Annotated in this window: 24 protein-coding genes; 18 read left to right on the forward strand and 6 right to left on the reverse strand. The window is 38.5% G+C overall.

Features of this window, described 5'->3' with window-relative positions; genetic code table 11:
* Positions 1-61: 61 nt before the first annotated feature.
* Positions 62-799 carry an SDR family NAD(P)-dependent oxidoreductase gene (locus tag AC1Q6O_RS13760; RefSeq protein WP_089986349.1) on the reverse strand — a complete coding sequence of 246 codons (738 nt, stop codon included), beginning with the start codon at positions 797-799 and terminating at the stop codon, positions 62-64.
* A gap of 136 nt (positions 800-935) precedes the next feature.
* On the opposite strand from AC1Q6O_RS13760, the gene AC1Q6O_RS13765 reads away from it, so the two are divergent.
* From AC1Q6O_RS13765 to AC1Q6O_RS13810, 10 genes are all read left to right on the forward strand, one after another.
* Positions 936-1,568: a TetR family transcriptional regulator gene (locus AC1Q6O_RS13765; protein ID WP_492401509.1), complete on the forward strand. Its 633-nt coding sequence runs from the start codon at positions 936-938 to the stop codon at positions 1,566-1,568.
* 197 nt (positions 1,569-1,765) lie between these two features.
* Positions 1,766-1,921 (forward strand): hypothetical protein, encoded by a 156-nt coding sequence (locus AC1Q6O_RS13770; RefSeq protein ID WP_008180975.1) that lies wholly within the window; start codon positions 1,766-1,768, stop codon positions 1,919-1,921.
* 165 nt (positions 1,922-2,086) lie between these two features.
* Entirely contained in the window at positions 2,087-3,001 is a 915-nt protein-coding gene (locus AC1Q6O_RS13775) for a metal ABC transporter solute-binding protein, Zn/Mn family (protein WP_008180974.1), read from the forward strand.
* Positions 3,002-3,010: 9 nt separating this feature from the next.
* Positions 3,011-3,739 (forward strand): metal ABC transporter ATP-binding protein, encoded by a 729-nt coding sequence (locus AC1Q6O_RS13780; RefSeq protein WP_043990773.1) that lies wholly within the window; start codon positions 3,011-3,013, stop codon positions 3,737-3,739.
* A 12-nt stretch (positions 3,740-3,751) separates the two neighbouring features.
* Complete coding sequence (locus tag AC1Q6O_RS13785) at positions 3,752-4,624, forward strand: metal ABC transporter permease (protein ID WP_090002617.1); 873 nt, start codon at positions 3,752-3,754, stop codon at positions 4,622-4,624.
* Positions 4,621-5,490, forward strand: a complete 870-nt coding sequence (locus AC1Q6O_RS13790; RefSeq protein WP_008178609.1) for a metal ABC transporter permease — start codon at positions 4,621-4,623, stop codon at positions 5,488-5,490. The genes AC1Q6O_RS13785 and AC1Q6O_RS13790 overlap by 4 nt, the downstream gene beginning before the upstream one ends.
* Before the next feature lie 226 nt (positions 5,491-5,716).
* Complete coding sequence (locus AC1Q6O_RS13795) at positions 5,717-6,904, forward strand: MFS transporter (protein ID WP_008178607.1); 1,188 nt, start codon at positions 5,717-5,719, stop codon at positions 6,902-6,904.
* Positions 6,905-7,059: 155 nt separating this feature from the next.
* Positions 7,060-7,710 carry an ArsR/SmtB family transcription factor gene (locus tag AC1Q6O_RS13800; RefSeq protein ID WP_090002618.1) on the forward strand — a complete coding sequence of 217 codons (651 nt, stop codon included), beginning with the start codon at positions 7,060-7,062 and terminating at the stop codon, positions 7,708-7,710.
* Between the two features lie 70 nt (positions 7,711-7,780).
* A complete protein-coding gene (locus AC1Q6O_RS13805; protein ID WP_492401513.1) occupies positions 7,781-9,049 on the forward strand; it encodes an MFS transporter in 1,269 nt (422 codons plus the stop codon).
* Between the two features lie 189 nt (positions 9,050-9,238).
* Positions 9,239-10,027: a lipid II flippase Amj family protein gene (locus tag AC1Q6O_RS13810; protein WP_090002633.1), complete on the forward strand. Its 789-nt coding sequence runs from the start codon at positions 9,239-9,241 to the stop codon at positions 10,025-10,027.
* A 92-nt stretch (positions 10,028-10,119) separates the two neighbouring features.
* Here AC1Q6O_RS13810 and AC1Q6O_RS13815 read toward each other — a convergent pair whose 3' ends face one another.
* Positions 10,120-11,004 (reverse strand): gluzincin family metallopeptidase, encoded by an 885-nt coding sequence (locus AC1Q6O_RS13815; protein WP_090002620.1) that lies wholly within the window; start codon positions 11,002-11,004, stop codon positions 10,120-10,122.
* 210 nt (positions 11,005-11,214) lie between these two features.
* Here AC1Q6O_RS13815 and AC1Q6O_RS13820 point away from each other — a divergent pair, with 210 nt between their 5' ends.
* From AC1Q6O_RS13820 to AC1Q6O_RS13835, 4 genes are all read left to right on the forward strand, one after another.
* On the forward strand, positions 11,215-11,889 hold the full coding sequence (locus AC1Q6O_RS13820) for a response regulator transcription factor (protein WP_089986356.1): 675 nt from the start codon (positions 11,215-11,217) through the stop codon (positions 11,887-11,889).
* Positions 11,886-13,244: a HAMP domain-containing sensor histidine kinase gene (locus AC1Q6O_RS13825; RefSeq protein ID WP_492401515.1), complete on the forward strand. Its 1,359-nt coding sequence runs from the start codon at positions 11,886-11,888 to the stop codon at positions 13,242-13,244. Before AC1Q6O_RS13820 ends, AC1Q6O_RS13825 begins: the two co-directional genes overlap by 4 nt.
* Before the next feature lie 201 nt (positions 13,245-13,445).
* Positions 13,446-14,387, forward strand: coding sequence for an alpha/beta fold hydrolase (locus AC1Q6O_RS13830; RefSeq protein WP_492401575.1), 942 nt, complete (start codon positions 13,446-13,448; stop codon positions 14,385-14,387).
* A 144-nt stretch (positions 14,388-14,531) separates the two neighbouring features.
* Complete coding sequence (locus AC1Q6O_RS13835) at positions 14,532-15,404, forward strand: DMT family transporter (RefSeq protein WP_492401517.1); 873 nt, start codon at positions 14,532-14,534, stop codon at positions 15,402-15,404.
* Positions 15,405-15,433: 29 nt separating this feature from the next.
* On the opposite strand, the gene AC1Q6O_RS13840 is transcribed toward AC1Q6O_RS13835, so the two are convergent.
* Entirely contained in the window at positions 15,434-16,120 is a 687-nt protein-coding gene (locus AC1Q6O_RS13840; RefSeq protein WP_008178590.1) for an ArsR/SmtB family transcription factor, read from the reverse strand.
* 86 nt (positions 16,121-16,206) lie between these two features.
* Here AC1Q6O_RS13840 and AC1Q6O_RS13845 point away from each other — a divergent pair, with 86 nt between their 5' ends.
* From AC1Q6O_RS13845 to AC1Q6O_RS13860, 4 genes are all read left to right on the forward strand, one after another.
* On the forward strand, positions 16,207-16,509 hold the full coding sequence (locus tag AC1Q6O_RS13845) for an antibiotic biosynthesis monooxygenase family protein (protein ID WP_089986358.1): 303 nt from the start codon (positions 16,207-16,209) through the stop codon (positions 16,507-16,509).
* Positions 16,510-16,544: 35 nt separating this feature from the next.
* Entirely contained in the window at positions 16,545-17,375 is an 831-nt protein-coding gene (locus AC1Q6O_RS13850; RefSeq protein ID WP_427071121.1) for a CbrC family protein, read from the forward strand.
* Positions 17,376-17,402: 27 nt separating this feature from the next.
* Positions 17,403-18,515: a PA2928 family protein gene (locus AC1Q6O_RS13855; RefSeq protein ID WP_107922490.1), complete on the forward strand. Its 1,113-nt coding sequence runs from the start codon at positions 17,403-17,405 to the stop codon at positions 18,513-18,515.
* 126 nt (positions 18,516-18,641) lie between these two features.
* Positions 18,642-18,929, forward strand: coding sequence for a hypothetical protein (locus AC1Q6O_RS13860; protein WP_008178582.1), 288 nt, complete (start codon positions 18,642-18,644; stop codon positions 18,927-18,929).
* Positions 18,930-19,023: 94 nt separating this feature from the next.
* On the opposite strand, the gene AC1Q6O_RS13865 is transcribed toward AC1Q6O_RS13860, so the two are convergent.
* From AC1Q6O_RS13865 to fdhF, 3 genes are read right to left on the reverse strand one after another with little or no spacing between them, the layout of a single operon-like run.
* Positions 19,024-20,070, reverse strand: a complete 1,047-nt coding sequence (locus AC1Q6O_RS13865) for an Mrp/NBP35 family ATP-binding protein (protein WP_089986361.1) — start codon at positions 20,068-20,070, stop codon at positions 19,024-19,026.
* Positions 20,071-20,081: 11 nt separating this feature from the next.
* Positions 20,082-20,561 (reverse strand): helical membrane plugin domain-containing protein, encoded by a 480-nt coding sequence (locus tag AC1Q6O_RS13870; RefSeq protein WP_089986362.1) that lies wholly within the window; start codon positions 20,559-20,561, stop codon positions 20,082-20,084.
* A 4-nt stretch (positions 20,562-20,565) separates the two neighbouring features.
* Positions 20,566-23,502 (reverse strand): formate dehydrogenase subunit alpha, encoded by a 2,937-nt coding sequence (gene fdhF, locus AC1Q6O_RS13875; protein WP_089986363.1) that lies wholly within the window; start codon positions 23,500-23,502, stop codon positions 20,566-20,568.
* Between the last annotated feature and the right edge of the window lie 383 nt (positions 23,503-23,885).

Genomic DNA, 23,885 nt, shown 5'->3' on the forward strand with positions numbered 1-23,885 from the left:
ATTTTTCTTAATAAAAAAATAATCGCTACCCTCTACAGGGGAAGCGATTATTTAGTGTTATTTATTGGGCAGTATAGCCACCATCCACCGTTAATGTGTTGCCTGTCATAAATGTTGAATCATCGCAGGCCATGAATAAAACGGCTTTTGCCATTTCCTCTGGTTGACCTAAACGTTGCATGGGTGTTACTTGACGTAATGGCTCTTTGCTTTCTTCAGGAATAATCGGTGTATCAATAAAACCAGGGCAAAGGGCATTGACACGGATGCCGCGCGTAGCAAACTCTAGTGCTAGTGAACGTGTTAAGTTGATAACGCCACCTTTCGCTGCATTATAGGCTGCAGACCCTGGTGAACCAACCCATCCATACATGGAGGCAGTATTGACAATTGTCCCGCCTTGCGCTTTTAGCATTTCCTTAATGGCAGCCTGTGCCATTAAAAATACACCATCTAAATCTACATTCACTGTTTGACGCCATTCTGCATAAGGTAACTCCTCAGTTGGCGTTACTCGTCCAATTCCTGCATTATTAAATAGAACATCGACTTTGCCAAATGTCTCTAGTGTTGTTTGATAAATAGCGGCCACTTCATTTTCATCTGTTACATTCGCTTTAATAAAGAGAGCCTCTGCTCCGCCTGCCTGCAGTTGGGCTGCAAATGCTTGGCCTTTTTCTTCATTAAGATCTACAAGTACTACTTTAGCACCTTCTGCTACAAATAATTCAGCAGTTGCTGCACCAATTCCTGAAGCACCACCTGTAATAATTGCGACTTTATCTTGTAATTTCCCCATATATGACACTCCCATAAAAGTAAATTTTCTTGCACACTGTGTCAATCACGGTGTACTTTTATTGTAAAACTCTATAAAACAGAAACAATCATTAATGTTATGGCAAGTGTCTAACTAGTAGACATATCTATATAAAATGTCTAAAAGGGAGGAAGAAATAGTGACAAAATGGACACAAAGACAGGAAAGAACCCGTCGTCATTTTTATAGCACTTTAGTTGATTTAATTAAAAAAAAAGGATTTCAGGCAATTACAGTAAAGGATATTGTAGAACAAGCAGGCTATAATCGTAGTACTTTTTATGTGCATTTTCAGGATAAAGTTGAGCTAGCAGAAAATTTGCTAGAGCAGATGTTGAATGGACTAGAACAAGCAGTGGGGGAACCATATTTATTTGGTGAAAGAGTGTACACAACGAAGCTCAAAGCTCCTTCATTTAATATTATTCATTACATGTATCAGAATCGTACATTTTTTGAGCTATTAAATTTTGAAGATACGATTCCTAGATTGCATACGCGCATGCCTTTGACGATTACGAAAATTTATCAAGAGCAATTTAACTTTGAGACCATAAACAATCAACCAGTGAATATGGATATGTTCAAACATTATACCTCTTACGGCTTCTACGGATTAATGATGCAATGGATTGCAAGCGGCTATGAAAAATCAGAAGAAGCTTTAATAAAAGACGTCATTGAATTGACTCGGACGCATATTTATGCATTTGAATATATAGGAAAACCGCTAGCAATCAACGATTGACCGTATTTAATATCACTATTTTATAAAAAATCTCTAATCATAGCATTAGAGATTTTTTTGTTTGGGCGAAAGTAAATTTTCCTCTAGAAAAAAATTTTTTTAAAGAAATTTTCATAAAGTAGTTGAATTATTTTTGTTTTAAGCATATATTTTTCCTAAGGGAAACAAAATATCTCTAAAGAAAGAAGAGTGCATGAATGAAAGAGTTAGGTGAATTCAAGCTGACGATTCTTCCAATGGTTGTTTTATTACTTCTTACGATTCTTTGGAAACTTACAGAGTCTGTAGGAGCAGGCATAATATTAATCCTTTTCTGGATGAGCTGGCGCCAGTTTATTCGGAAAATTATATAAATAAAGTGGCAGTATGAGAAAGAGCGATGCATGTAATGATGCAAGTCTGACAAGGCGGGCGTAGCCGAAAGATTTAATAAGGCATGTCCGCCACCCCCTTTATAGGTGCAGCATGACCGCTTTTTTTCAAGCAATGACTAATAAAATGAAAGTAGAGGTAAGTCAATGAAACAATGGTTAGGTGTATTCGTACTATCACTCTCACTTCTGTTATTCGGTTGTTCAACTGAAGCAGATGGAGAAAAAAAAGGAATTGTTGTCGCCACAACAGGACAAATTGCAGATGCTATAAAAGAAATTAGTGGCGATCATTTACAAGTATCAGCATTAATGGGACCAGGGGTTGACCCCCATTTATACAAGGCTACCCAAAGCGATTTATCGAAATTGGATAAGGCCGAAGTTATTTTTTACAATGGTTTACATTTAGAAGGACAGATGCTCGACATTTTTGAACAAATGGCAAAAGATAAAACCGTGTTAGCTGTTGGGGAAACATTAGATACTAAGCAATTACTTGCTAGTGATAGTGATGCCATGCTACATGATCCTCATATATGGTTCGATATTGAACTTTGGAAGGGAGTTGTCCAAGCAATCAGTTTGCAACTCCAAGAAGAATACCCAGAATTCAAAGAGGATTTTCAACAGAATGAAATGTCTTACTTAAAAAAGCTAGATGATTTACAAAGCTATGCAAAAAAACGTGTCGAAGAAATTCCAGAGCCGCAAAGGATTTTAGTAACTGCCCATGATGCTTTTAATTATTTCGGTCGAAGTCAAGGCTTTGAAGTGCGTGGCTTACAAGGCTTAAGTACAGATTCAGAGTATGGAGTCAAAGACGTTCAGGAAATGGTTGATTTCTTAGTCGCTCATAAAATCAAGGCAATTTTTATCGAGTCTAGTGTATCTGATAAAGCGATGAAGGCGGTTATAGAAGGGGCTAAAGAAAAGGGACATGACATTGTGATCGGTGGAGAACTATTTTCGGATGCAATGGGTGCGGAAGGCACAACAGAAGGTACGTATATAGGGATGTATCAATATAACATCGACACAATTGTCGATGCATTAAAGTAGGTGGATAAAATGGATGCATTAACAGTGGAAAATCTTTCAGTAGCTTATGATAAGAAAACAGTATTGGAAAATGCCTGTGTGACGGTTCCTAAAGGTCATCTAGCTGCGATTATCGGGCCAAATGGTGCCGGAAAATCAACGTTTTTAAAGGCTATATTAAACCAACTTCCAAATAAAGTTGGAAAAGTAGAAATTTTAGGAAAAATCTTTGAGCCAAAAAGTTTAGTAGTTGGGTATGTACCACAGCGAAATGCCGTTGATTGGGATTTCCCGACAAATGCTCTCGATGTTGTGTTAATGGGGAGATATGGTCATACAGGTTTATTTAAAAGACCGACGAAACAGGATAAACTAGTCGCTCGGCAAGCATTAGCAAGTGTAGGGATGCTGGACTTTGCAGAGCGTTCTATAGGTCAGCTTTCGGGTGGACAGCAGCAGCGTGTATTCCTAGCAAGAGCTTTAGCACAAAATGCAGATATTTATTTCTTAGATGAACCCTTTGCTGGGGTCGATGCTGCAACAGAAAAAACGATCATTGATATTTTAAAAGAATTAAAGGCTCAGGGAAAAAGTATTTTTGTCGTGCATCACGACCTTCAAACGGTCAAAGAATATTTTGATTATACAATTCTATTAAACAAAACGATATTAGCATCAGGTGCAACAGAAGAAGTTTTTACACCAGAACAATTGCAAAAAACATATGGTGGTAAACTATTCATGATGCAGCATGCGTAGGGAGGGATCAGGATGATAAGTGGTAACTTATTGTGGGTACTTAGTGGCACTATGTTACTCGGTATAGCTGCAGGCATAACAGGTACCTTCTCCTTCTTGCAAAAACAAAGCTTAGTGGGCGATGCTGCGGCACATGCAGCATTACCAGGCATCGCGCTTGCATTCCTCCTTACAGGGCAAAAGGAATTACCAATTTTGATGCTCGGAGCGGGTATTACATCTGCTTTATCTGTGTATTGTATACAATGGATTGTGTCTTTTTCAAAGTTGAAGGCGGATGCGGCTATTGGGTTAGTACTGACCGTATTTTTTGGCATCGGTGTTGTGTTTTTAACTGTTGTTAACAGAAGTCCAATTGGAAACCAGAGTGGTCTTAATAACTTTATTTTTGGTAAAGCCGCAACGATGACAAAGGCTGATTTAATGTGGCTGTTCATTAGTGCAGCCGTAATTATTTTAGTTAGTCTGTTCTTTTATAAGGAATGGAAATTACTCATCTTTGATCCTGTTTATGCAAAAGGGATTGGCTTACCGATTGAGGCTTTAAAGGCTACGCTAACCGTATTAATTGTCATGACGATTGTTACAGGTATCCAAGCTGTAGGTGTAATATTAATGTCAGCTTTATTAATTATCCCTGCTGCAAGCGCCAAATTATGGACGAAAAAACTGAGTACGATGCTCCTGTTGAGTGCAGCGATTGGAGGTATTTCAGGTGTTACAGGTACTTTTATTAGCGCGATTCGAACAGGATTATCAACTGGTCCAATTATCGTTCTAGTGGCGGCTGGTATATTCTTTATCTCCTATTTTATAAGTCCTGCTGGTCAAATTAATCAATATCGTAGAAAAATGCAATTTCGAAAGCAGGGTGATATAGGATGATAGAGTTTTGGGTTGTATTAACTGGCTTATTAGTGGGTGTAACATGTGGGATTGCAGGCGTTTTTCTTATTTTGCGTAAAATGTCTATGATAGCCGATGCCATTAGCCATACTGTCCTCTTTGGTATTGTGATGGCCTATATCATTACCCAATCATTGAATGGCTTTTGGATGCTAATAGGTGCAGCAGTTGCGGGTATTTTAACTGCTTATCTCGTACAATTATTACATTCTTCTGGTATTCAAGAAGATGCAGCGATAGGGGTGGTATTTACATCCTTATTCGCGGCGGGTGTCCTGCTCATTACATTATTTGCAAGTAATGTCCATTTGGATGTAGAGCATGTTTTAATGGGAGAAATTGCTTTCGTTCCATGGGATCGATGGACGGTTTTAGGTCTAGCCATGCCTAAGGCTGTATGGATGCTTTTACTCGTATTAGTCATCAATATTGTATTTTTGCTACTATTCTTTAAGGAAATGAAGCTTGCAACCTTTGACCCTGTCTATGCCGCAACAATTGGTATACCCGTAGTCTTTCTCCACTATGGATTTATGACCTCGATTTCATTTACAACGGTTGCAGCATTTGATAGCGTAGGAGCCATTTTAGTCGTTGCCATGCTAATTGGACCAGCCGCAACTTCTTATTTAATTAGTAAGACGATTAAGCAAATGTTTATCTACAGTATGCTCTTTGGTGCTGGTGCTTCTGTCATTGGCTATTATTTAGCGAAGCTATGGGATACCTCTATAGCAGGGATGATGGCCACAACTGTAGGCTTATTATTTATCATTACATTAATTAGTCAAAAAATAATCGAGCGCAGAAGAAAAGCGCTTGTGCATAAACTAGAACTATCATAATAAAAAACATCGTTTGATACTTTCATCAAACGGTGTTTTTTGCTTGAATAATTCAAACTTTTGGATGAGTATTTTTTATAGGAAAAATAGTATACTCTTTAAAAAAGATTGAATTGGGTGGAATGGCATAGAAGCTAGTAATATTTTTTTATATCGCTATGTACGAATATTTAAAATTTTGTTACGATAGGTTTTATGACATTGTAAGATCAACGAGGAGAACAGCATGTGGCGAAATCGAAATGTATGGATTATTTTATTAGGTGAATTTGTCGTAGGTCTAGGCTTGTGGGCTGGTATTATTGGAAATCTCGCCTTTATGCAAGAGGTAGTACCTTCAGACTTTCACAAATCATTAATTATTTCTTGTGGGATTTTAGCGGGCTTGGTCGTAGGGCCTATGGCTGGTCGCATTATTGATCAATCGAAGAAAAAAACAGTTGTACAAATGGCAAGTATTGGGCGAATCGTGAGTGTTTTATTTATGTTTATCGCACTTTATACCAATTCGGTCGTATGGATGATTTTATTTTTAATTACATTGCAAATAGCAGCTGCCTTTTATATGCCTGCACTGCAATCGATTATTCCAATGATTGCAAAGGAGCAAGATTTAATTACGCTAAATGCTTGGCAAATGAATGCTAGAACTATTTCTAGAATCATCGGCACGGCCGCAGCAGGATTTATGCTAAGCTTTTTTGATTTAAAGTGGTTATATATCATTTCATTTATCGTTTATATCGTCATGTTTGTGATTACTAGCTTATTACAACTAGATGAAACGACAAATGAAACAGTAACGAATAAAGAAAAAGGAAACTTTAAAGAGGTATTACCGATGGTAAAAGAGCATCCAATGGTTCTAATGACTTTGGTTCTTATGTTAATTCCAACGTTATTTTTAGGCTCTTTTAATTTAGTCATTATGAAAATTTCGGAAATGCATCAATCTACAACGATTTCAGGTTTGTTGTATACAGTGGAGGGGATTGGCTTTATGCTAGGTGCTGCAGGCTTAAAAATAATTGCTGATCGAGTACAAATGGGTACGCTCCTCTTTACATTGGCATTTATTATTGGATCTATGGAGCTCTTGCTGTTACTAGCAGATATCAAACTTTTTGCTTTAGTAGCTTTTGGGGTATTTGGCTTTACAGTAGGCTGTTTCTTCCCAACTACTATGGTTATTTTTCAGAAACAGGTTCCTAAACAATTCCATGGGCGTTTTTTCTCTTTCCGAAATATGATCGATTCGGTGGTCTTTCAGGTCGTGCTGTTGTCTACAGGTATGATGCTAGATTTAATTGGCTTAAGTGGAATGGGGCTTGTGTTCGGCATTATTAGTTTAAGCTTAACGACGACATTTTTATTGTATTCTAAGAAGAAGAAAGTCGTTATGCATGCCCTCTAGTCCTATTGAAAGAACATGTTTTTAAAACATGTTCTTTTTTTGTGCTTAAATAATGGTTTTCTTCGTAACATTAAGTACTTGACAATGGTAAAATAAAGAATTAATATTCAACTATTCAATAAATTAATTGAATAGTTGAAAGGTGGGACTCGAAATTGCATGAACGACATTTAAAGGACTTGTTATATCAAGAGTTCGCTAGAATTGGCAAAAGTTTATCCAGTCCTAAACGATTAGAAATACTTGATATTCTCTCTCAAGGTCCAAAGTCTGTTGATGCATTAGCTAAAAGTACAGATATGTCCGTAGCTAATGTGTCTCAGCATTTAAAGACACTTTTTAATGCCAGATTAGTAAAGTTTTCAAAGGAAGGTAATTTTGTTATTTACGAATTGGCAGATGAAGTGATTGCTAAATTCTTAACAACATTACATGCACTATCTGAAAAGCAATTGATTCAGGTTCAACAAATAAAAGAAGAATTTTTTAATGAGCATCTTGGCATAGAGGGGGTATCGCTTTCGGATCTCGTAACACGGATGGATAAGGGAGAAGTGCTATTACTCGATGTTCGACCAAAAGAAGAATTTGAACAAGCACATATTCCAGGAGCCGTTTCTATGCCTATCGAAGAGTTAGAGGATCAATTAGCTACAATACCAACTCATGTTGATATTGTAGCTTACTGTAGAGGGCCTTATTGCTTAATGTCAGCCGAAGCTGTAAAAATGTTGAAGGAAAAAGGGATCAAGGCTTTCCGGCTAGAAGAGGGTGTTTTAGATTGGCAGAGGTTGGCTGGAGAATAACGTAGTGCTAGCTGGAATGAAATATAGGGGCAAATAAAATCTTGTGCAAACTAGAAAGAGGGGGTAAAGAATGTCTGGAAAAGTGGAAGTCACGATAGAATCATATATAGAGTCACCAGAAAAACTAAAAAGCTTATACAGGCGTGTATTAATCGTAGTGAGCCTATCTCAAATATTTGGGGGAGCAGGGCTGGCAGCTGGTATTACAGTAGGTGCTTTATTAGCTCAACAAATGCTTGGAACTGATGCTTATGCAGGAGTACCATCCGCATTATTTACGTTAGGGTCAGCTGGTGCAGCTTTCATTGTTGGTAAATTATCACAACGTTATGGCCGTCGAACAGGATTATCTACTGGCTTTATTGTTGGAGGGCTAGGAGCCATTGGAGTCGTCATGGCTGCGATATTTAATAGTGTTAGTATGCTGTTTATCTCTCTATTAATCTATGGAGCTGGAACTGCAACCAATTTACAGGCACGATACGCAGGTACAGACTTAGCGAATGACAAACAACGTGCGACAGCTATTAGTACGACTATGCTTATGACAACATTCGGCGCAGTTTTAGGTCCCAATTTAGTAGAATTGATGGGAAAAGTGGCGCTATCGATTGGTATTCCCGCGCTTGCTGGTCCTTTTCTATTATCTGCTGCTGCTTTTATAGTAGCAGGACTTGTTCTATTTGTGATGCTGCGTCCTGATCCCTTAGAAATTGCTAAAGGAATAGAGGCACATAAGCAAAAATATGCTCAGGAACATCAAGTACAGTCCACACATCCAATAGGGAATAAACGTGGCCTGGCAGTAGGGGCAACCGTGATGGTTTTAACACAAATTGTTATGGTAGCGATTATGACGATGACACCCATACATATGAAACATCATGGACATGGTTTATCGGAAGTAGGCATTGTTATTGGATTTCATGTAGGTGCTATGTATCTGCCATCGCTTGTAACAGGTATTCTTGTTGATAAAGTTGGACGAACAGCCATGAGTATTGCCGCCGGTGTTACGTTGCTACTAGCGGGTTTATTAGCGGCATTCGCTCCAAGCGATTCGATGATTTTATTAATAGTAGCACTTTCTTTACTAGGGTTAGGCTGGAACTTCGGTTTAATTAGTGGTACCGCACAAATCGTTGATGCGACCGAGTCGTCTACACGAGCCAAAACACAAGGGAAAATGGATGTTTTTGTAGCATTGGCAGGGGCGTCTGGTGGTGCTCTTTCAGGGATGGTCGTAGCGAATGCTAGTTATGCGGCATTGTCCTTAGCAGGAGGGCTATTGTCGTTACTGCTCATTCCCGTAGTGATTTGGTCTAGAAGAGCAGTTTAATATAATGGGAGAAGGAGACTAGAACTAAACTAGTACTCCTTACGCCTAGTGGAAAAAAATCTTACCCTTTCATTTGTGGGGTAAGATTTTTCTATCGGAACTATTTTGATTGTTTTGCGTCAGTATGTAAAATCGTTAGAAAGCAAAGAGTAGGTACACAGTGTGGATTTAATAACAAATAAATTAATAATGATTGCCTTGTTTATTTTAATCATTCATGCCATTGAAACGCTTGCCTATGCGGTACGTTTATCTGGAGCGCGTGTCAGGTTACTAGCATCTGCTTTAGCTCTTTTTAATGTAATGGTCATGGTTTCACGGCTCGCTAATATGATGCAACAGCCATTTACGGGTAGTTTGGTCGATACTGCACCTGTGGACGATGCCTTGACACATGTAGAACAGCAGTTTCGAATCATTATTGGAGCGGCATCTCTTGGTACACTCATAGGTATCTTACTCATCCCAACTTTCGTAGCCATTTTTTCAAGAGCTATCGTCCATTTGGCTGAGGAAAGGGGCTCCATCCCAGCATTAATGAAAAAGGGTTTTACGTATGAATATGTAAGACGTGGCTTGAAGCATATTCATACGCCACGATTTACCTATTTAAAAGATATTGGATTACGAGATATCCCTCTACAATTATTTATTACGAATATAGTCATTACGGCAATCTATACTATCGGCGTTTTATCTGCTTTGTATGCAACTTTATTAGTACCGGAATTAAAAACAACTGCCGTTATGGCATCTGGTTTAATTAATGGCATAGCGACCATTCTGTTAATTTTATTCATTGATCCAAAAATCTCCATTCTAGCCGATGATGTAATTAATAAAAGGGGAAGCTATTTAGATTTAAAAAAAGCCTCGGTCATGATGATGTTTTCAAGATTTTTAGGGACGATTGTGGCACAGTTATTATTCATTCCTGGAGCGCATTATGTGGCATGGTTTGCCAAGCTAATTGCCTAATTGAAGTTGAGAGCATGTATAGGCAAAAAGGAAAGATCTAAGTCCGGTATGTTGCGAACTTAGATCTTTTGTGCTGAACGTAGGGCTCTTTACTACTTTTTAAAATATGTAGGATCAAGCTGGAGAATAATTGTATTTTTATCATAGAAATCAGGCGATTTAAACTTTTCTTCATAGGTAAATCCGGGTTGATTGTTAATAAAGGCTAACCAATCCATTTCAATTTCATGTACTCCTTTTCCGTATACTTCTTCTATTTTATTTGCCAAGTCCTTCTTATCGTATATGTTTTCAAATTTTTCGAGTCCATAGGTATCAATTAAATATTTAACAAATGAAGCTGCGTGAGTATAGCTCATCCATCTAAGTGTATTCAACTCATTTAGATTTGTAAGATTTGGGCGGAAATAGGCATCGTCTTGATATGGATCTATTAATTTGCTAATGGGAATTAATTTATCTGAATCCATAAAATACTTCATATACTTTTCGATATCATATTCACTTTTACTAAATTGTTCGTCCATATAGACCGCATAACCCTCTTGTGTAAAATAACCATGATCAGTATCAAAATTGCCCCCATAACCAAGTAAGGAATGTGTCATTTCATGAACAAGTGGATAAAAACCTTCTTGACTGATAGCTAATTCTATTCTCGATGCAAAACCCCATGATTCAGTGTCTTCCCCATTTAGAAATATTGTTATTTGCTCAGATGGAACATATGATGTATGGATGGATTGCATAATATCATCATAAGCCTTTAGGATTTCATCTTTTATCGTATCCACAGTTTCTTTCGGAGCCTCTATGTTATTCATAATTTTAAAGGTAAGTTTACCATCTGCTGTTACCACGATATTTTCATCCATTTTTTCTTCTTGTAGTTGCTCTTTAGGAACTACATTCTCCTGAGAGCAGGCTGCTAATAAGCATATAATAAAGATAAGGGAAAAGCCTCTAATTTTAAACATATGACCTCCAGAAAAATCAGTATTTTCTAATAATACGAGCCTAAAAACCAAAAGTTTCATTTTATGTAAAAATAAAAGGAATTAGAGAAGGGTGTTCTTTTTCTTAATGGAAGTTTTTCTCTTAGAAAGGAGAGTCATGTAGGCGAGAAGTGAAGTTCATTTATAGTATAATAGGGTTGACTTTTATATTGGAAAAGAGGGAACGGATGTATGACGACTATACTTGTTGCTGACGATGATGCGAATATTCGCGAGCTTGTATGCCTGTTTCTGCGCAAGGAAGGATTCGCAACAGTGGAAGCCGAAGATGGTAAGGCAGCATTATCCATCTATCACTCAACACCTGTTGATCTTGTAGTGCTTGATATTATGATGCCAACGATGGATGGTTGGACTTTATGTAAGGAGCTACGGAGAGCAAATGCTGAAATCCCATTACTTATGCTGACGGCAAGAGGTGAAACATGGGAAAAAGTCAAGGGCTTTGAGCTCGGTACAGATGATTATTTGACCAAACCATTCGATCCTTTAGAATTGACGGTACGTGTAAAGGCTTTATTAAAGCGCTACAGGATTGGCTACTCGCAGACCATTAAGCTCGGTGCTATTACCCTTGACCGTCAGACCTATAAAGTTATGACAAGAACGGATTCGATTACGTTGCCACTGAAAGAGTTCGAATTATTATATAAGCTAGCCGAAACGCCTGGACAGGTTTATACACGTGAACAGCTGATCGATCAAATCTGGGGAATAGATTATGCTGGCGATAATCGAACAATTGATGTACATATAAAGCGCTTGCGTGAACGCTTCGCGATGATAGCTGATTTTCATATTGAGACGATACGAGGTCTTGGGTATAGGTTAGAGGTTGATGAATGATTAAATCTTTATATACACGTGTAGTGTTGACATTTCTTGTTGCGGTCATTGGGGGGACAGTCGTTTCCTTCTTCGTAGCCACATGGCTATTTAAAGATAAATTGAATGAGTACTTACAAATCCCCTTGCTGAATTTTGGACAGGACATTGTCTTAATTTTTGACACAATGCCTTTTCAGGAGGCAGACAATTTACTTAGCCAAATGAATCAACTGAAATCGTATGATGTCTATGTTTATGATGAAGCAGGGAAGATGAAGGCTTATGGAGATGCTCCAAGCGATAAATTAGTTGACGTGACTAAGACGCAAGTTCGAGACGTGTTGGATGGTAAAGTTGTGCAAGTGAATCCGAACGTTTCTTCAGGACTTGTCGGTATGCCTTTAACAACTGACAAAGGAACCAAAGCGATGTTTATCGAACCAAAAGCTGTCTCCTCTGCCTCTTTTGCGCTCACGGTAATTTTAAATTTTTCCACATATGCGCTAGTTATAGGCAGTGTAGTATTTCTAATAGCGGCTATGTTTTTAGTGAGACCGATTAAAAAATTAACAAAAGCCACGAGACACATAGCAGGTGGAGATTTTAATGTCGAGCTCAACATTAAACAATCAGGAGAATTAGGTGTTTTGGCCAGAAGCTTTGAAGAAATGGCTTACGATTTGCAGCAATTAGAGCAAATGAGGAAAGAGTTTGTCTCGAACGTATCCCATGAGGTTCAGTCACCCCTTACCTCAATATCTGGCTATGCTCTGGCACTAAAGCAGGTAGACTTAACGGATGAGGAAAAAAACCGTTATCTTGATATTATTATGGCTGAAGCTCAACGAATGTCTAAAATGAGTGATAGTCTATTAAAACTAAGTTTACTTGAATCTAAGGCACCGCCGATGCAGCCTGTGTCGTTGAGCCTAGATGAACAAATTAGACGTGTAATCGTCGCAATCCAGCCACAATGGATGGCTAAAAACATCCATTTTAACCTCCAGTTGCAGTCGATGTATGTCATGGCAGATTACGACCAATTAAATCAGGTATGGACAAATCTTCTTACGAATAGTATTAAATTTTCAAAGGATGGCGACATGATAAAGATCAGCATGTCACAAGAGGCTCATCATGTGTTAGTTCGTATAACAGATACGGGCATTGGCATTTCTCAAGAGGATCAGAAGCGGGTATTCGAGCGATTTTTTAAGGCGGATCGTTCCCACAGTCCAAAATATGAGGGAAGTGGGATGGGACTTGCTATTGTGAAACAAATCGTTTCCTTGCATAAAGGGGACGTTCGGGTGGAGAGTGAGCTTGGACAAGGAACGACATTTATTGTTACATTGCCAATCACAGCCCATTAAAAGATAAATGTTAGGATTCCTATGTAGCTATTCACATAGGATATCGTAACATTTTTTTATTGTTCATATTGCGTTCATATTACCGTCATTGGGAAGACATCTTCGTCCTTTACACTGTTGTTAACGGCTCATAAGGTAGCTGTTAACAACAGTGTAAAGGAGGCAGGCACGAGTAAAGGTGAACCCCCTCGTGTGTCAAATATGAAAAAATTTACTAGAATCTTATTGAAATCGATAGCGATTATAGGTGCAATAGGATTGCTACTACTCGCTATTGTTTTTACAGTTAACATTATTTGCAACAAAATAGAACAAGGTAAAATAGAACCCTATGGTCAGCTCGTTGCTGTTAATGGAGAAAATATGAATATTACTATTCAAGGGAAGGGGACAGAAACCATTGTCTTACTACCAGGCTTCGGAACAGCAGCTCCAACGCTTGATTTTCAGCCACTGATTGAGGAACTAGCTCCACACTATAAGGTAGTTTCTGTAGAGCCTTTTGGCTATGGGCTAAGCGATGATACTAAGAAAGAGCGCAGCACAGAGAATATAGTTAGTGAGATTCATGAAGCGCTACAGACATTAAAAATTGACAAGTATATGTTAATGGGACATTCGATAGCAGGGATCTATGGACTCGATTATGTCAATAAATATCAGGATGAGGTAACTGCATTTATCGGAATTGATAGCAGTGTCCCTACTCAGGGTGGTATGGATACGGAGTTCCCAATTAAGTCGTTACAGTTTCTAAAAAAATCAGGCATTGCTCGAGTAGCTCTAAAATTATCGGGAACTGATCCATATGCTGGATTACCTTATGACGATAAAACAAAAGAGCAAATTAGGATGATTACCCTTAAAAACTTTTATAATACGAGTACTTCCAATGAACTAAAGGGGATATATCAAAAATTTAAAGAAGCAGAAAACCTTACATTCCCTAAAGATTTACCTCTATTGTTATTTGTTCAGGCGAACAACAATGATGGAATTGAGAAAAACTGGATACCACTCCATGAAGAGCAAGTCAAAAATTCAGTGCATGGCAAAGTCATTATAATGGATGGAGATCATTACTTACACCATACAAAATCACGAGAAATTGCTGAAAACTTGAAGATATTTATGGAAAATTGATATTTATAGCATCTTACCTCTTAGTTATTAGAGGTAAGATTTTTTATTACATGCTTTTTTTGTAATCCATACTTCGATAAATGTTGAATTACTTCCTGTTTATAATCGATATAAAGTGATTAAATCAGGTAAGGAGAAATTTGTATGAAAAACTATCAATTTATTGCACTATTAGTAGTTACGACCTTTTTAATGGGTTCATCTTTTGCCATCGTAAAACTAGGACTACCCTATTCATCCCCATTATTATTGGCTGCATTGCGTTTTATATTGGCAGGGATCATTATGACTATCGTTGTTAGGTTCTTTAAAAGACCACATCCAACCACAAAGGAAGGGTGGTTCAAGTTATTGATGATTGGAGTCTTTCAAACGGCTGGAGTGATGGGGTGTATTTTTCTAAGTCTACGTACCATTTCAGCAAGTGAGTCTTCTATATTAACATTCACAAACCCATTACTAGTTGTCATATTTGCCACTATTTTTACCAAAGTACGTTACAGGTTCCATCAATGGATAGGTGTTTTGCTCGGTTTAATCGGCGTGATCATCACAATGGGTACCCAAGTTGAATGGAAGATAGGTATTCTATTTGGATTTTTATCTGCTGTTTTTTGGGCCATTGCAACATTATTAGCCAAAAAATGGGGTCTATTATTTGATACTTGGGTTTTATCAGCCTACCAAATGCTGTTTGGGGGCTTCCTTCTTTTCCTTGGGAGTACCTTGTTAGAGCAACCATTTTTCATTGTCAATCAACAATCATTATTGATTTTAATATGGCTTAGTATCTTTTCTTCCATCATTCAATTTGCTGGCTGGTACTATCTACTTCAAAATAGCGATCCTGGAAAAACAAGTGCCTATCTGTTTTTAGCGCCCTTTTTCGGAGTTTTAACGGGCTGGCTGTTATTAGATGAGCCATTACAACCATCTTTAATGATAGGAGGGCTATTCATACTGGTCGGAATTTATTTAGTAAATCGCACTTTTAGTAGAGGAAAAGACTTGAGGTAATAGCGACCTACCTCAAGTCTAGTTACTCTTTATAGCTCTATTTGAAATACCTCTTTCAATCCAATTTTACCTTTCTCCGTCACCTGAATGGCGCGAATAGAAGGGACACGAGTAAGCCAGCCAAGCTGGAATAAATGATTGAATAGCTCACTACCAAGAGCACCAGCCAAATGATAACGCCGTTCGCTCCAATCTAAACAGGCATGTGAGAAGGATCTTCTTTTCTTTTTTAATGCAGGTAAATCGATACCAAATGATGTGAAAAATAATGTGCCTTCATCTGTTAAAACAAACTGCTTTTCTTCTAATTTTAAATAGCCCGCTCGCATCATCGATTCTGTCAAATGAACACCTAATTTACCAGCCAGATGGTCATAGCAAGTTCGAGCCTCCTGCAACAATTTTATTTGGCTAGATTGTTTTAAAGATCGTATTTCAGGAGGAGGTGAAATGGCTAGGAAGGATTCAAGAAATTGAGCAATTTCCTCGTCTGCTAATTGAAAATAGCGGTGTCTACCCTGTTTTTCCACCTTTATTAGTTTTCCTTCTACTAATTTAGCTAGATGGAAGCTAGCTGTTTGAGGTTTAATAGCAGCCATATAGGCTAATTCACTAGCCGTATGGAAACGACCGTCCATCATACTAGCGAGTATTGTAGCTCTTGAAGTTTCGCCGAGGAGCGCTGCGACTTCAGCCATATTTGGATTAATTCCCATTTGTCACAATCCTTTCGTTTGCTATATTTTGATTTTAGTCAAAGTCATTATCGTTTACAATAAAAGTTATAGAGGGGGAGAAATAAATGGAAACATATTATGCAGTGATCTTTACATCACAAAGAACCGAACATGATGGGGAGGGCTATGGTAAGATGGCCGAAATAATAGATGCTTTAGCCAAGCAACAGCCTGGCTTCCTACGTGTTGAAAGTGTAAGGGATGAGGACGGAAAGGGCATTACCGTATCCTATTGGGAATCACTAGAGGCTATTCAAGCTTGGAAAGCTAATGCCAAGCATTTAACGGCCCAGCAATTAGGAAAAGAGAAATGGTACACACATTATCAAGTTGAAATTTGCCAAGTCATGAAAGAGTATTCTTTTTAATATTAAAATTAGGTAAACGAAGGAGGCAGATTTTGATGACAATTGCTGAAGAATGGCAGGAGCTTAGAAATAATTTTAATCCTTCTCAACCAATAACGGTTAACCGGATGCATATTTTTAAAGATCAATTAAAGAATGAGCCACAAACGCAAGAAACATTGAGAATACTAGTCGAGGTCTATTGTTTACTAAGGATGTATCCAGAGGCGTATCGACTATTTACAGCTATTATGAATAATAAAGATAAAAAAGATCGAAAAAAATTAGGAACGCTACAAACCTACATAAATCAACCAAATTCAGTGGTTCCGTTGATGCCACAAAAGATAAGAGATCAACGGACTATCCAAACGTTCATCCCTACGTTTAAATATTTACCAAATCCAATAGAGGCGAAAATTTTTGAAACAGATGACATCGTTGAATGCGATTGTTGTCAACAGGAAGTGGATGTCTATTATACAGGTGGTATTTACGCGATAGAGGATGTTGATTATCTTTGTCCTTCTTGTATTCATAGTGGAGAAGCTGCCCTAAAATATGATGGTTCCTACCAGCAAGATTTAATTCATGATGAACAGATTACAAATCCTACATTAGCAGAGGAAGTGCTATATCGAACGCCAGGTTATGTGAGCTGGCAAGGGAATAATTGGGTAGCCCATTGTTCAGATTACTGTGCATTTATTGGCTATGTTGGTTGGAGTGATATGGTGGAGCTAGGCATAGACGATAAGTTTGACAATTATACGGGCTTTTCGCTAGAAGAGCTTTCTGCCTCCTTAATGAATAATGGGCATCATCAGGGGTATTTATTTCAATGCCTGGAATGTGACAGCTATGTGCTTTATTCAGATTTTAGCTAATGGTTGTTTGGTAAAGGAGGTAGTAAAGTGGAACAATTTCTTCAACGGTACATGTATTCTTGGCGCTTAAACGGCTGGCTTGTTCACGATATTTTTTTAGAGGTTATCTTTGGACTGGGATTGTTCCTGCTATTATTTATAGCTATTAAACGGAAGCGTCTTATTATTTCTATCAGCTTGCTCGTCATTTATATAGTAGTAAGTAATGCACTAATGATAGTTTTCGGTTTAGCAGGACGAGGCTTTCCGATCAAATCGGACTCCTCTATTTATACAGATGAATCACAAAAAATTGCTGTCCAAATGGTGCAGGGCTCTGAAAATAATGGAACATCCAATGGCATTACACACTTGATTTCACATTATCTTATTGTAGCTGTGAATTTGGAGACAGGTGAAAAGCAATGGACAAAATCGGCTTCTTATAAAGAAACGCTTATTGGAAACTTTATGGGTGGCTTACTTATTCACCATCGAGATGGTGAGTATGGGCAATTGTCACTTTTAGATATAGAAACGGGAAAAGAAATTCTTTCTGAAAAGGAATTTCGCCAGCAGCACCAGCCATTAATAGATATTTTAAGCAATGGTGCGCAACAGATGGTAGCTTTACAACACGAACTTTATTTAGAAGGTGTCGATGGTCATTTTTATCATTATGATGGTAAGACTTTAAACAAAGATGATAAAGCCCAAAATTATATAGCTGCTCGTTTCTTTATTGAGTCGGATTTGCCAGGTTATTTTGCTACGCATCAGCATCCCTTAGATAATTATGAGGAGATTCAAGATTTTAGTCACCAGGTGTTGTCAGAGACTGCTATACGAACCTATCAAAATTTAGAGCCAAAAGTGATGGATGTAGATTTAGCCAACGGCACTGCCCTCCTTTCATATCGAAGGACTCAGCGAGAGAGTGCAGATCATCTGCTCGTGCTGTACGATATGAAAAAGCATCAATTACTATGGGAAGAGAAGATTGGTGCCATTAATTCCTATCAACAGCAGCCTAAAGTACGAACAGTGGAGAAGGGCTATATCATCCAAACAGGGGATCAGCTTATAGTCCTAGATAAACATTCTAGGGATAGGGTTGTTCAATATCACCTACGTTGGAATCGACCAATTGATGAAATGTAAATGACAGTGTGATGAAATAACTTGTGGCAAAAAATGATTTAGCTCAGGAAAGCATTATTTGCTTCTAATAAAAAAGAGTATAATTTAATAGGAAGAAACTCTGTAAAATAAGGATGGAGTAAGCTAATGAATGAGCAAATAATAGATTGGATTATTCGCTTTCAAAGGGATAAAGATATCGAAGCTCTCGCGCATTTAAAAGACTATTGCTTTGCGATGATTGAACCTTTGATTGAGGAATTTACAGAGAAGCATGGTGAAGAGGCGGGACAGTTATTACGTTTAAAATGGGATAAACGATTTTATTTTATTTTTACAAAATATCAGGTGAATGTAGGGCTCCCATTAGATACTTTTGTCCAAAATACGTATCGTTTTTATTTCATGCAAGTATTAAAAAAGGCTGGCTATTAGTGATCCGTTAAATTCGGTGAATGCTTGAAAAAAATAACAGGAAAAATAAAATCCCTTGATTTGTGTATGTATAAACAAATCAAGGGATGATTTTTTATTGATAAAGTATATCTTCTGCTAGGTGAGTAAACACTTCACCAATAATTGTATCTGCATCGTATACGGAGGAGCCCGTATTTTCTTCAGGTTGAGCAAAAGGAATATGTGCTAAAACATTAGTTTGCAATAATTCGGCTAGTTGCTCAGCGCCACCTTGTCCAAAAAGATAGTTTTTTTGACCATCTGTCCCTTCAAAATAGGCCATATTTTCAACGACACCAAGTATGGTGTGCTTGGTATGTTGAGCCATTAAACCTGCTCGGGAAGCAACGTGAGATGCAACAAGATGCGGTGTTGTGACAATCACTTCCTGTGCTTGAGGAATCATCGCCGCCATATCAATTGCCACATCACCTGTACCTGGTGGCAAATCGATGAGAAGATAATCTAATTCTCCCCAATGGGTGTTGACCAGGAAATTTCGAATCCATTTGTTGAGCATAGGTCCACGCCACATGACAGGCTGGTTGTCATTTGTAAAAAAGCCCATCGACATGATTTTGACGCCATGAACCATCACGGGAATAGCAGTTTGGTCCAGCATGGTCGGTTTTTGGTCAACATTCATCATCGTTGGTATACTGAAGCCGTAAATATCTGCATCTAAAATACCGACACGTTTCCCAAGACGGGCAAGAGCAACAGCTAGGTTGATCGTTACGGTAGACTTACCAACACCACCTTTACCACTAGTTACTGCAATAAATCGAACACCTGAATGGGGCAATAGCATTTTTGGCATCCCTTTATCTGTCACATTTTTCGCTTGTAGAGAGGCGATTAAGGTGCGACGTTCCTCTTCAGTCATTGCCCCAAAGCTAATGATAACAGGGGAGACACCAATCGCTTTTAATGCCCCCTCCACCTCCTGCTGAATTTTTGCTTTTAAAGGGCAGCCAGGAATAGTCAAAATGATATCAAGCGATACTTGTGTACCATTGATTTGAATATTACGCACCATATTTAAGTCTATAATACTTTGGTGAAGCTCTGGATCTTCTACCTGTTTCAAGGCGTTTAGTATATTTTCTTTCGTTAACATGTAGGCACCACCTAATCTTTTAAGCCTTTACCAAGTCCTTTTAAGAAATGGACACCGAAATTGACTGCACGATTAACATCTGGATCATTTAACATTTTAACTAGCTTAAAAGCACTCACTTTTTCATCAGTTTCTAGAGCTTTGTTCGCTTCGTCTACTCCAGTATTTAAGCCTTCAATAAGTTTTGTTGTCGTTTCAGGATTTAGCTCTGTCAAGGCTCCTGCAACACCCATCAAATTATTAATGATATTCGTCACAGGCTTTCGTGTTAATTGTCCAAGTGCTATATGAGCAACATCTTCTTTCGCTTCAAGTAACTTAGTAGCGGCTTCTAATGCACCAATATCATTTAATTCTGCCATAATGGTAAATACTTGCTGAACTGCTTCTTCATGATCAGAAAGTAGTTGTTTTAGATTATCTAATTTTTGTTCTTTTAGTTGTTCTTCCGTAAATTGTTGCTTTTTTATGCTTGTAATCGGTACAGCCATGCTCTCACTCTCTTTCGTTAGTAGTTGTTAAGTGAACGTAGCCAGGACGATTCCATTTCCGTTGTACCTCGACGCCATTTTGAGGATGACGCTTTTTATAGCGTGGGTTTGTTCGAGGAAGTGGTGATTTTCCTTTTGCTTTTAGCACTTCTACTCGAACTTTCGTTTGTTTATAGGCAGGTGTTGACGTATTCACATCTGCGGCTGGACCCGTTAGGAAATTAATTGCGGAATCCTTGCTAACAGAGTTCATTGGTAAGAATAGCTCGTTACCTTGTACGCGATCTGTAACAAGAGCATTTAGCTTTAATGCACCATATGGCGATACTAAACGGAGTAGGGCACCATCCTCGATGCCTCGTTCTTTCGCTAGTTCGGGTGATACTTCTACAAAAATCTCAGGAACTTTTGATTGAATACCCTTTGATTTATTCGTTAAGTTGCCTTCATGGAAGTGTTCAAGCATACGACCGTTATTAATATGACAATCATACTGTGCCTCAAATTCAACTGGTTCCTTCCAGTCATTTAATGCAAAGCGTGCCTTTTTATCAGGGAAGTTAAATCCATCCTCATATAGTAAAGGAGTATCTTTCCCATCATGACTACCCCAGCAGAAGCTACCCCAGCCCTCTAAAACATCATAGTTGGCTTGCGAGAAAAGGGGAGATAGGCTAGCCATTTCGTCGAAGATGTCGCTTGGGTGATTGTAATGCCAGTCAGCACCAAGACGATGAGCAACTGCTTGTAGAATTTCCCAATCTGCCTTCGACTCACCAAGTGTCGGCAAAACCTGATATAGACGTTGAACGCGACGCTCTGTATTAGTGAATGTACCTTCTTTTTCAAGGGAAGGAGCAGCTGGTAAAATTACATCCGCATATTGTGCCGTGCGTGATAGGAAACAATCTTGGACCACAAAGAAGTCTAATTGGGATAGCACCTCATCCACATGGTTCGCATTGCAGTCAACAAGCGCCATATCTTCACCTACTAAATACATCGCCTTCATTTTACCTTCCATAATCGCATCTAACATTTGCATATTATTACGACCTGGCTGTGGTTGAATGTTGACACCATATGCTTTTTCGAATTTAGCACGGGCTTCATCATCTGTTACTTTTTGATAGCCCGGCAATAGATTTGGTAGTGTACCCATATCACATGCGCCTTGAACATTATTATGACCGCGAAGAGGGTAAGCACCTGCACCTGGACGACGGTAGTTACCAGTTGCTAAAAGTAAATTAGAAATGGCAGCCGATGTATAAGATCCACCTGTATTTTGTGTGACGCCCATACCCCAAAGAACGCAAGTGCCGTCTGCGTCACGAATCATTTCTGCCACCTGAATGATGGTTTCTTTTGAAATTCCAGTCATTTCTTGTGCATAGTCAAGTGTATATTTTTCAAGAACTTGTTTGAAATCGTCCAAGTGTAGGACATTTTCCTGAATAAAGGCTTCATCATGCCATCCTTGATCCATCATATATTTGGTTACAGCCATTAACCATACTTGGTCAGTACCTTGCTTCGGACGCATAAATATATCTGATCGCTCAGCCATTTCATGTTTACGTATATCAGCAACAATCAGTTTCTGACCATGTAATTTATGGGCACGTTTGACACGAGTAGCCAAAACGGGATGACCCTCAGCCGGATTAGCCCCAATAATAATGACAAGACCTGCCTTGGCAATATCTTTAATTGTTCCTGCATCGCCACCCATACCTACAGTGCGCAATAAACCGTCCGTCGCTGGTGATTGGCAATAGCGAGAGCAATTATCAACATCATTTGTCTTAAACAATTGACGTGCCATTTTTTGAATTAAGTAATTTTCTTCGTTTGTAATTTTAGATGATGAGATAAAGCCAACAGAGCCAGGGCCATATTGTTGTTGAATGCCCCCCAGTTTAGTGGCAATTAAATCAAGTGCTTCCTCCCAAGAAGATTCCACAAAGGCATCAGCTTTACGGATTAATGGCTTTGTTATACGTTCTTCAGAGTTGATAAAGTCCCAACCGAATTTCCCTTTGACACAAGTAGAAATTGCATTTACAGGACCATCGGAAGGTTGTACTTTTAAAATTTTGCGATCTTTTGTCCACACTTCGAACGAGCAGCCTACACCGCAGAAGGTACAAACTGTTTTTGTCTTTTTCGTCCGTTTACTACGCATCGCTGCTTCCACCTCAGAAACAGCAAAGATACCACTATAGCCGGGCTCTACTTCTTTTATCAAACTGATCATTGGATCTAGCATATCCTGTTTAAGACCAGTCATAAATCCAGCCTCTCCGAGCATGGATTTTTCCATTAACGCATTACATGGGCAAACGGTTACACATTGACCGCAGCTGACACAGGAAGAATCATTAATCGCAACGCCAGTATCCCAAATTACGCGAGGTCTTTCTGCCTCCCAATCCAAAGATAGCGTTTCATTCACCTGTAAACTTTGACAAACCTCCACACATTGTCCACATGCGATACATTGGTTTGGATCATATCGGTAAAATGGGTGTGACATGTCCACTTCATGTGGCTCCACTTTTGGTTTGTATGGATATTTTTGATGCTCGATTTCCATTAACTCAGCTGTGTTGTGTAAAGTACAATTCCCGTTGTTATTATCACAAACTGTACAGTACAATAAATGATTTTCAAGAAGTCGATCCATCGCTTCCGTTTGTGCCGCCTTTGCTTTGTCAGAAGTTAATAATATATTCATGCCATCAACTGCCTTCGTTGAGCATGACCGAACTAATTGGCCGTTCACCTCAACGATACATGTATCACAAGTCTCGATTGGATCAACGGTAGGTACATGACAAATTTGTGGATGTGGGATGTCATGTTGATTAATGGTATCAAGGATTGTAGCTCCTTCTTTTACATCGTACGTTACGCCATTAATATGAATTTGAGTCAAGGTAACTTCCTCCTTTTACACTATGAGACTACTCGTACAACCTGTTACGGCTTAAGACAAAAGGGAATTACATTGCGAGTTTTTATTAATGATGAAAAGATTGTCTTGTTATCATTGTAATTCTCAAATGGCCTTGAAGCTACCTCAAAATAGGGTAATTGCTAGAACATAACAAGTTATCCATGTCCCGGATTAAAAAATAAAAAAATCCACCATGAAATGGCACGTCCAAGACATGCTAATACATTCATGGTGGATAAAATTCTTAGCAGGCCTTGCTAAAAACTCAATCAGCTTTTATTTTTGGGTCATAATAGAATTCAAATATTCATAAACACTATGCGATTTCTAAGTAGATGCGACATAGGGATCAAAATACATAA

This window comes from Lysinibacillus sp. GW823-FHT06C08, assembly GCF_058795135.1.

Bases quoted from the DNA above. Each gene is read 5' to 3' on its own strand.
- AC1Q6O_RS13770 (WP_008180975.1), top strand. From the start codon at position 1,766: ATGAAAGAGTTAGGTGAATTCAAGCTGACGATTCTTCCAATGGTTGTT.
- AC1Q6O_RS13765 (WP_492401509.1), top strand. From the start codon at position 936: ATGTCTAAAAGGGAGGAAGAAATAGTGACAAAATGGACACAAAGACAG.
- AC1Q6O_RS13790 (WP_008178609.1), top strand. From the start codon at position 4,621: ATGATAGAGTTTTGGGTTGTATTAACTGGCTTATTAGTGGGTGTAACA.
- AC1Q6O_RS13865 (WP_089986361.1), bottom strand. From the start codon at position 20,070: ATGTTAACGAAAGAAAATATACTAAACGCCTTGAAACAGGTAGAAGAT.
- AC1Q6O_RS13785 (WP_090002617.1), top strand. From the start codon at position 3,752: ATGATAAGTGGTAACTTATTGTGGGTACTTAGTGGCACTATGTTACTC.
- AC1Q6O_RS13840 (WP_008178590.1), bottom strand. From the start codon at position 16,120: ATGGGAATTAATCCAAATATGGCTGAAGTCGCAGCGCTCCTCGGCGAA.
- AC1Q6O_RS13870 (WP_089986362.1), bottom strand. From the start codon at position 20,561: ATGGCTGTACCGATTACAAGCATAAAAAAGCAACAATTTACGGAAGAA.
- AC1Q6O_RS13775 (WP_008180974.1), top strand. From the start codon at position 2,087: ATGAAACAATGGTTAGGTGTATTCGTACTATCACTCTCACTTCTGTTA.
- AC1Q6O_RS13860 (WP_008178582.1), top strand. From the start codon at position 18,642: ATGAATGAGCAAATAATAGATTGGATTATTCGCTTTCAAAGGGATAAA.
- AC1Q6O_RS13835 (WP_492401517.1), top strand. From the start codon at position 14,532: ATGAAAAACTATCAATTTATTGCACTATTAGTAGTTACGACCTTTTTA.
- AC1Q6O_RS13850 (WP_427071121.1), top strand. From the start codon at position 16,545: ATGACAATTGCTGAAGAATGGCAGGAGCTTAGAAATAATTTTAATCCT.
- AC1Q6O_RS13830 (WP_492401575.1), top strand. From the start codon at position 13,446: ATGAAAAAATTTACTAGAATCTTATTGAAATCGATAGCGATTATAGGT.
- AC1Q6O_RS13805 (WP_492401513.1), top strand. From the start codon at position 7,781: ATGTCTGGAAAAGTGGAAGTCACGATAGAATCATATATAGAGTCACCA.
- AC1Q6O_RS13820 (WP_089986356.1), top strand. From the start codon at position 11,215: ATGACGACTATACTTGTTGCTGACGATGATGCGAATATTCGCGAGCTT.
- AC1Q6O_RS13795 (WP_008178607.1), top strand. From the start codon at position 5,717: ATGTGGCGAAATCGAAATGTATGGATTATTTTATTAGGTGAATTTGTC.
- AC1Q6O_RS13810 (WP_090002633.1), top strand. From the start codon at position 9,239: ATGATTGCCTTGTTTATTTTAATCATTCATGCCATTGAAACGCTTGCC.
- AC1Q6O_RS13845 (WP_089986358.1), top strand. From the start codon at position 16,207: ATGGAAACATATTATGCAGTGATCTTTACATCACAAAGAACCGAACAT.
- AC1Q6O_RS13825 (WP_492401515.1), top strand. From the start codon at position 11,886: ATGATTAAATCTTTATATACACGTGTAGTGTTGACATTTCTTGTTGCG.
- AC1Q6O_RS13780 (WP_043990773.1), top strand. From the start codon at position 3,011: ATGGATGCATTAACAGTGGAAAATCTTTCAGTAGCTTATGATAAGAAA.
- AC1Q6O_RS13760 (WP_089986349.1), bottom strand. From the start codon at position 799: ATGGGGAAATTACAAGATAAAGTCGCAATTATTACAGGTGGTGCTTCA.
- AC1Q6O_RS13815 (WP_090002620.1), bottom strand. From the start codon at position 11,004: ATGTTTAAAATTAGAGGCTTTTCCCTTATCTTTATTATATGCTTATTA.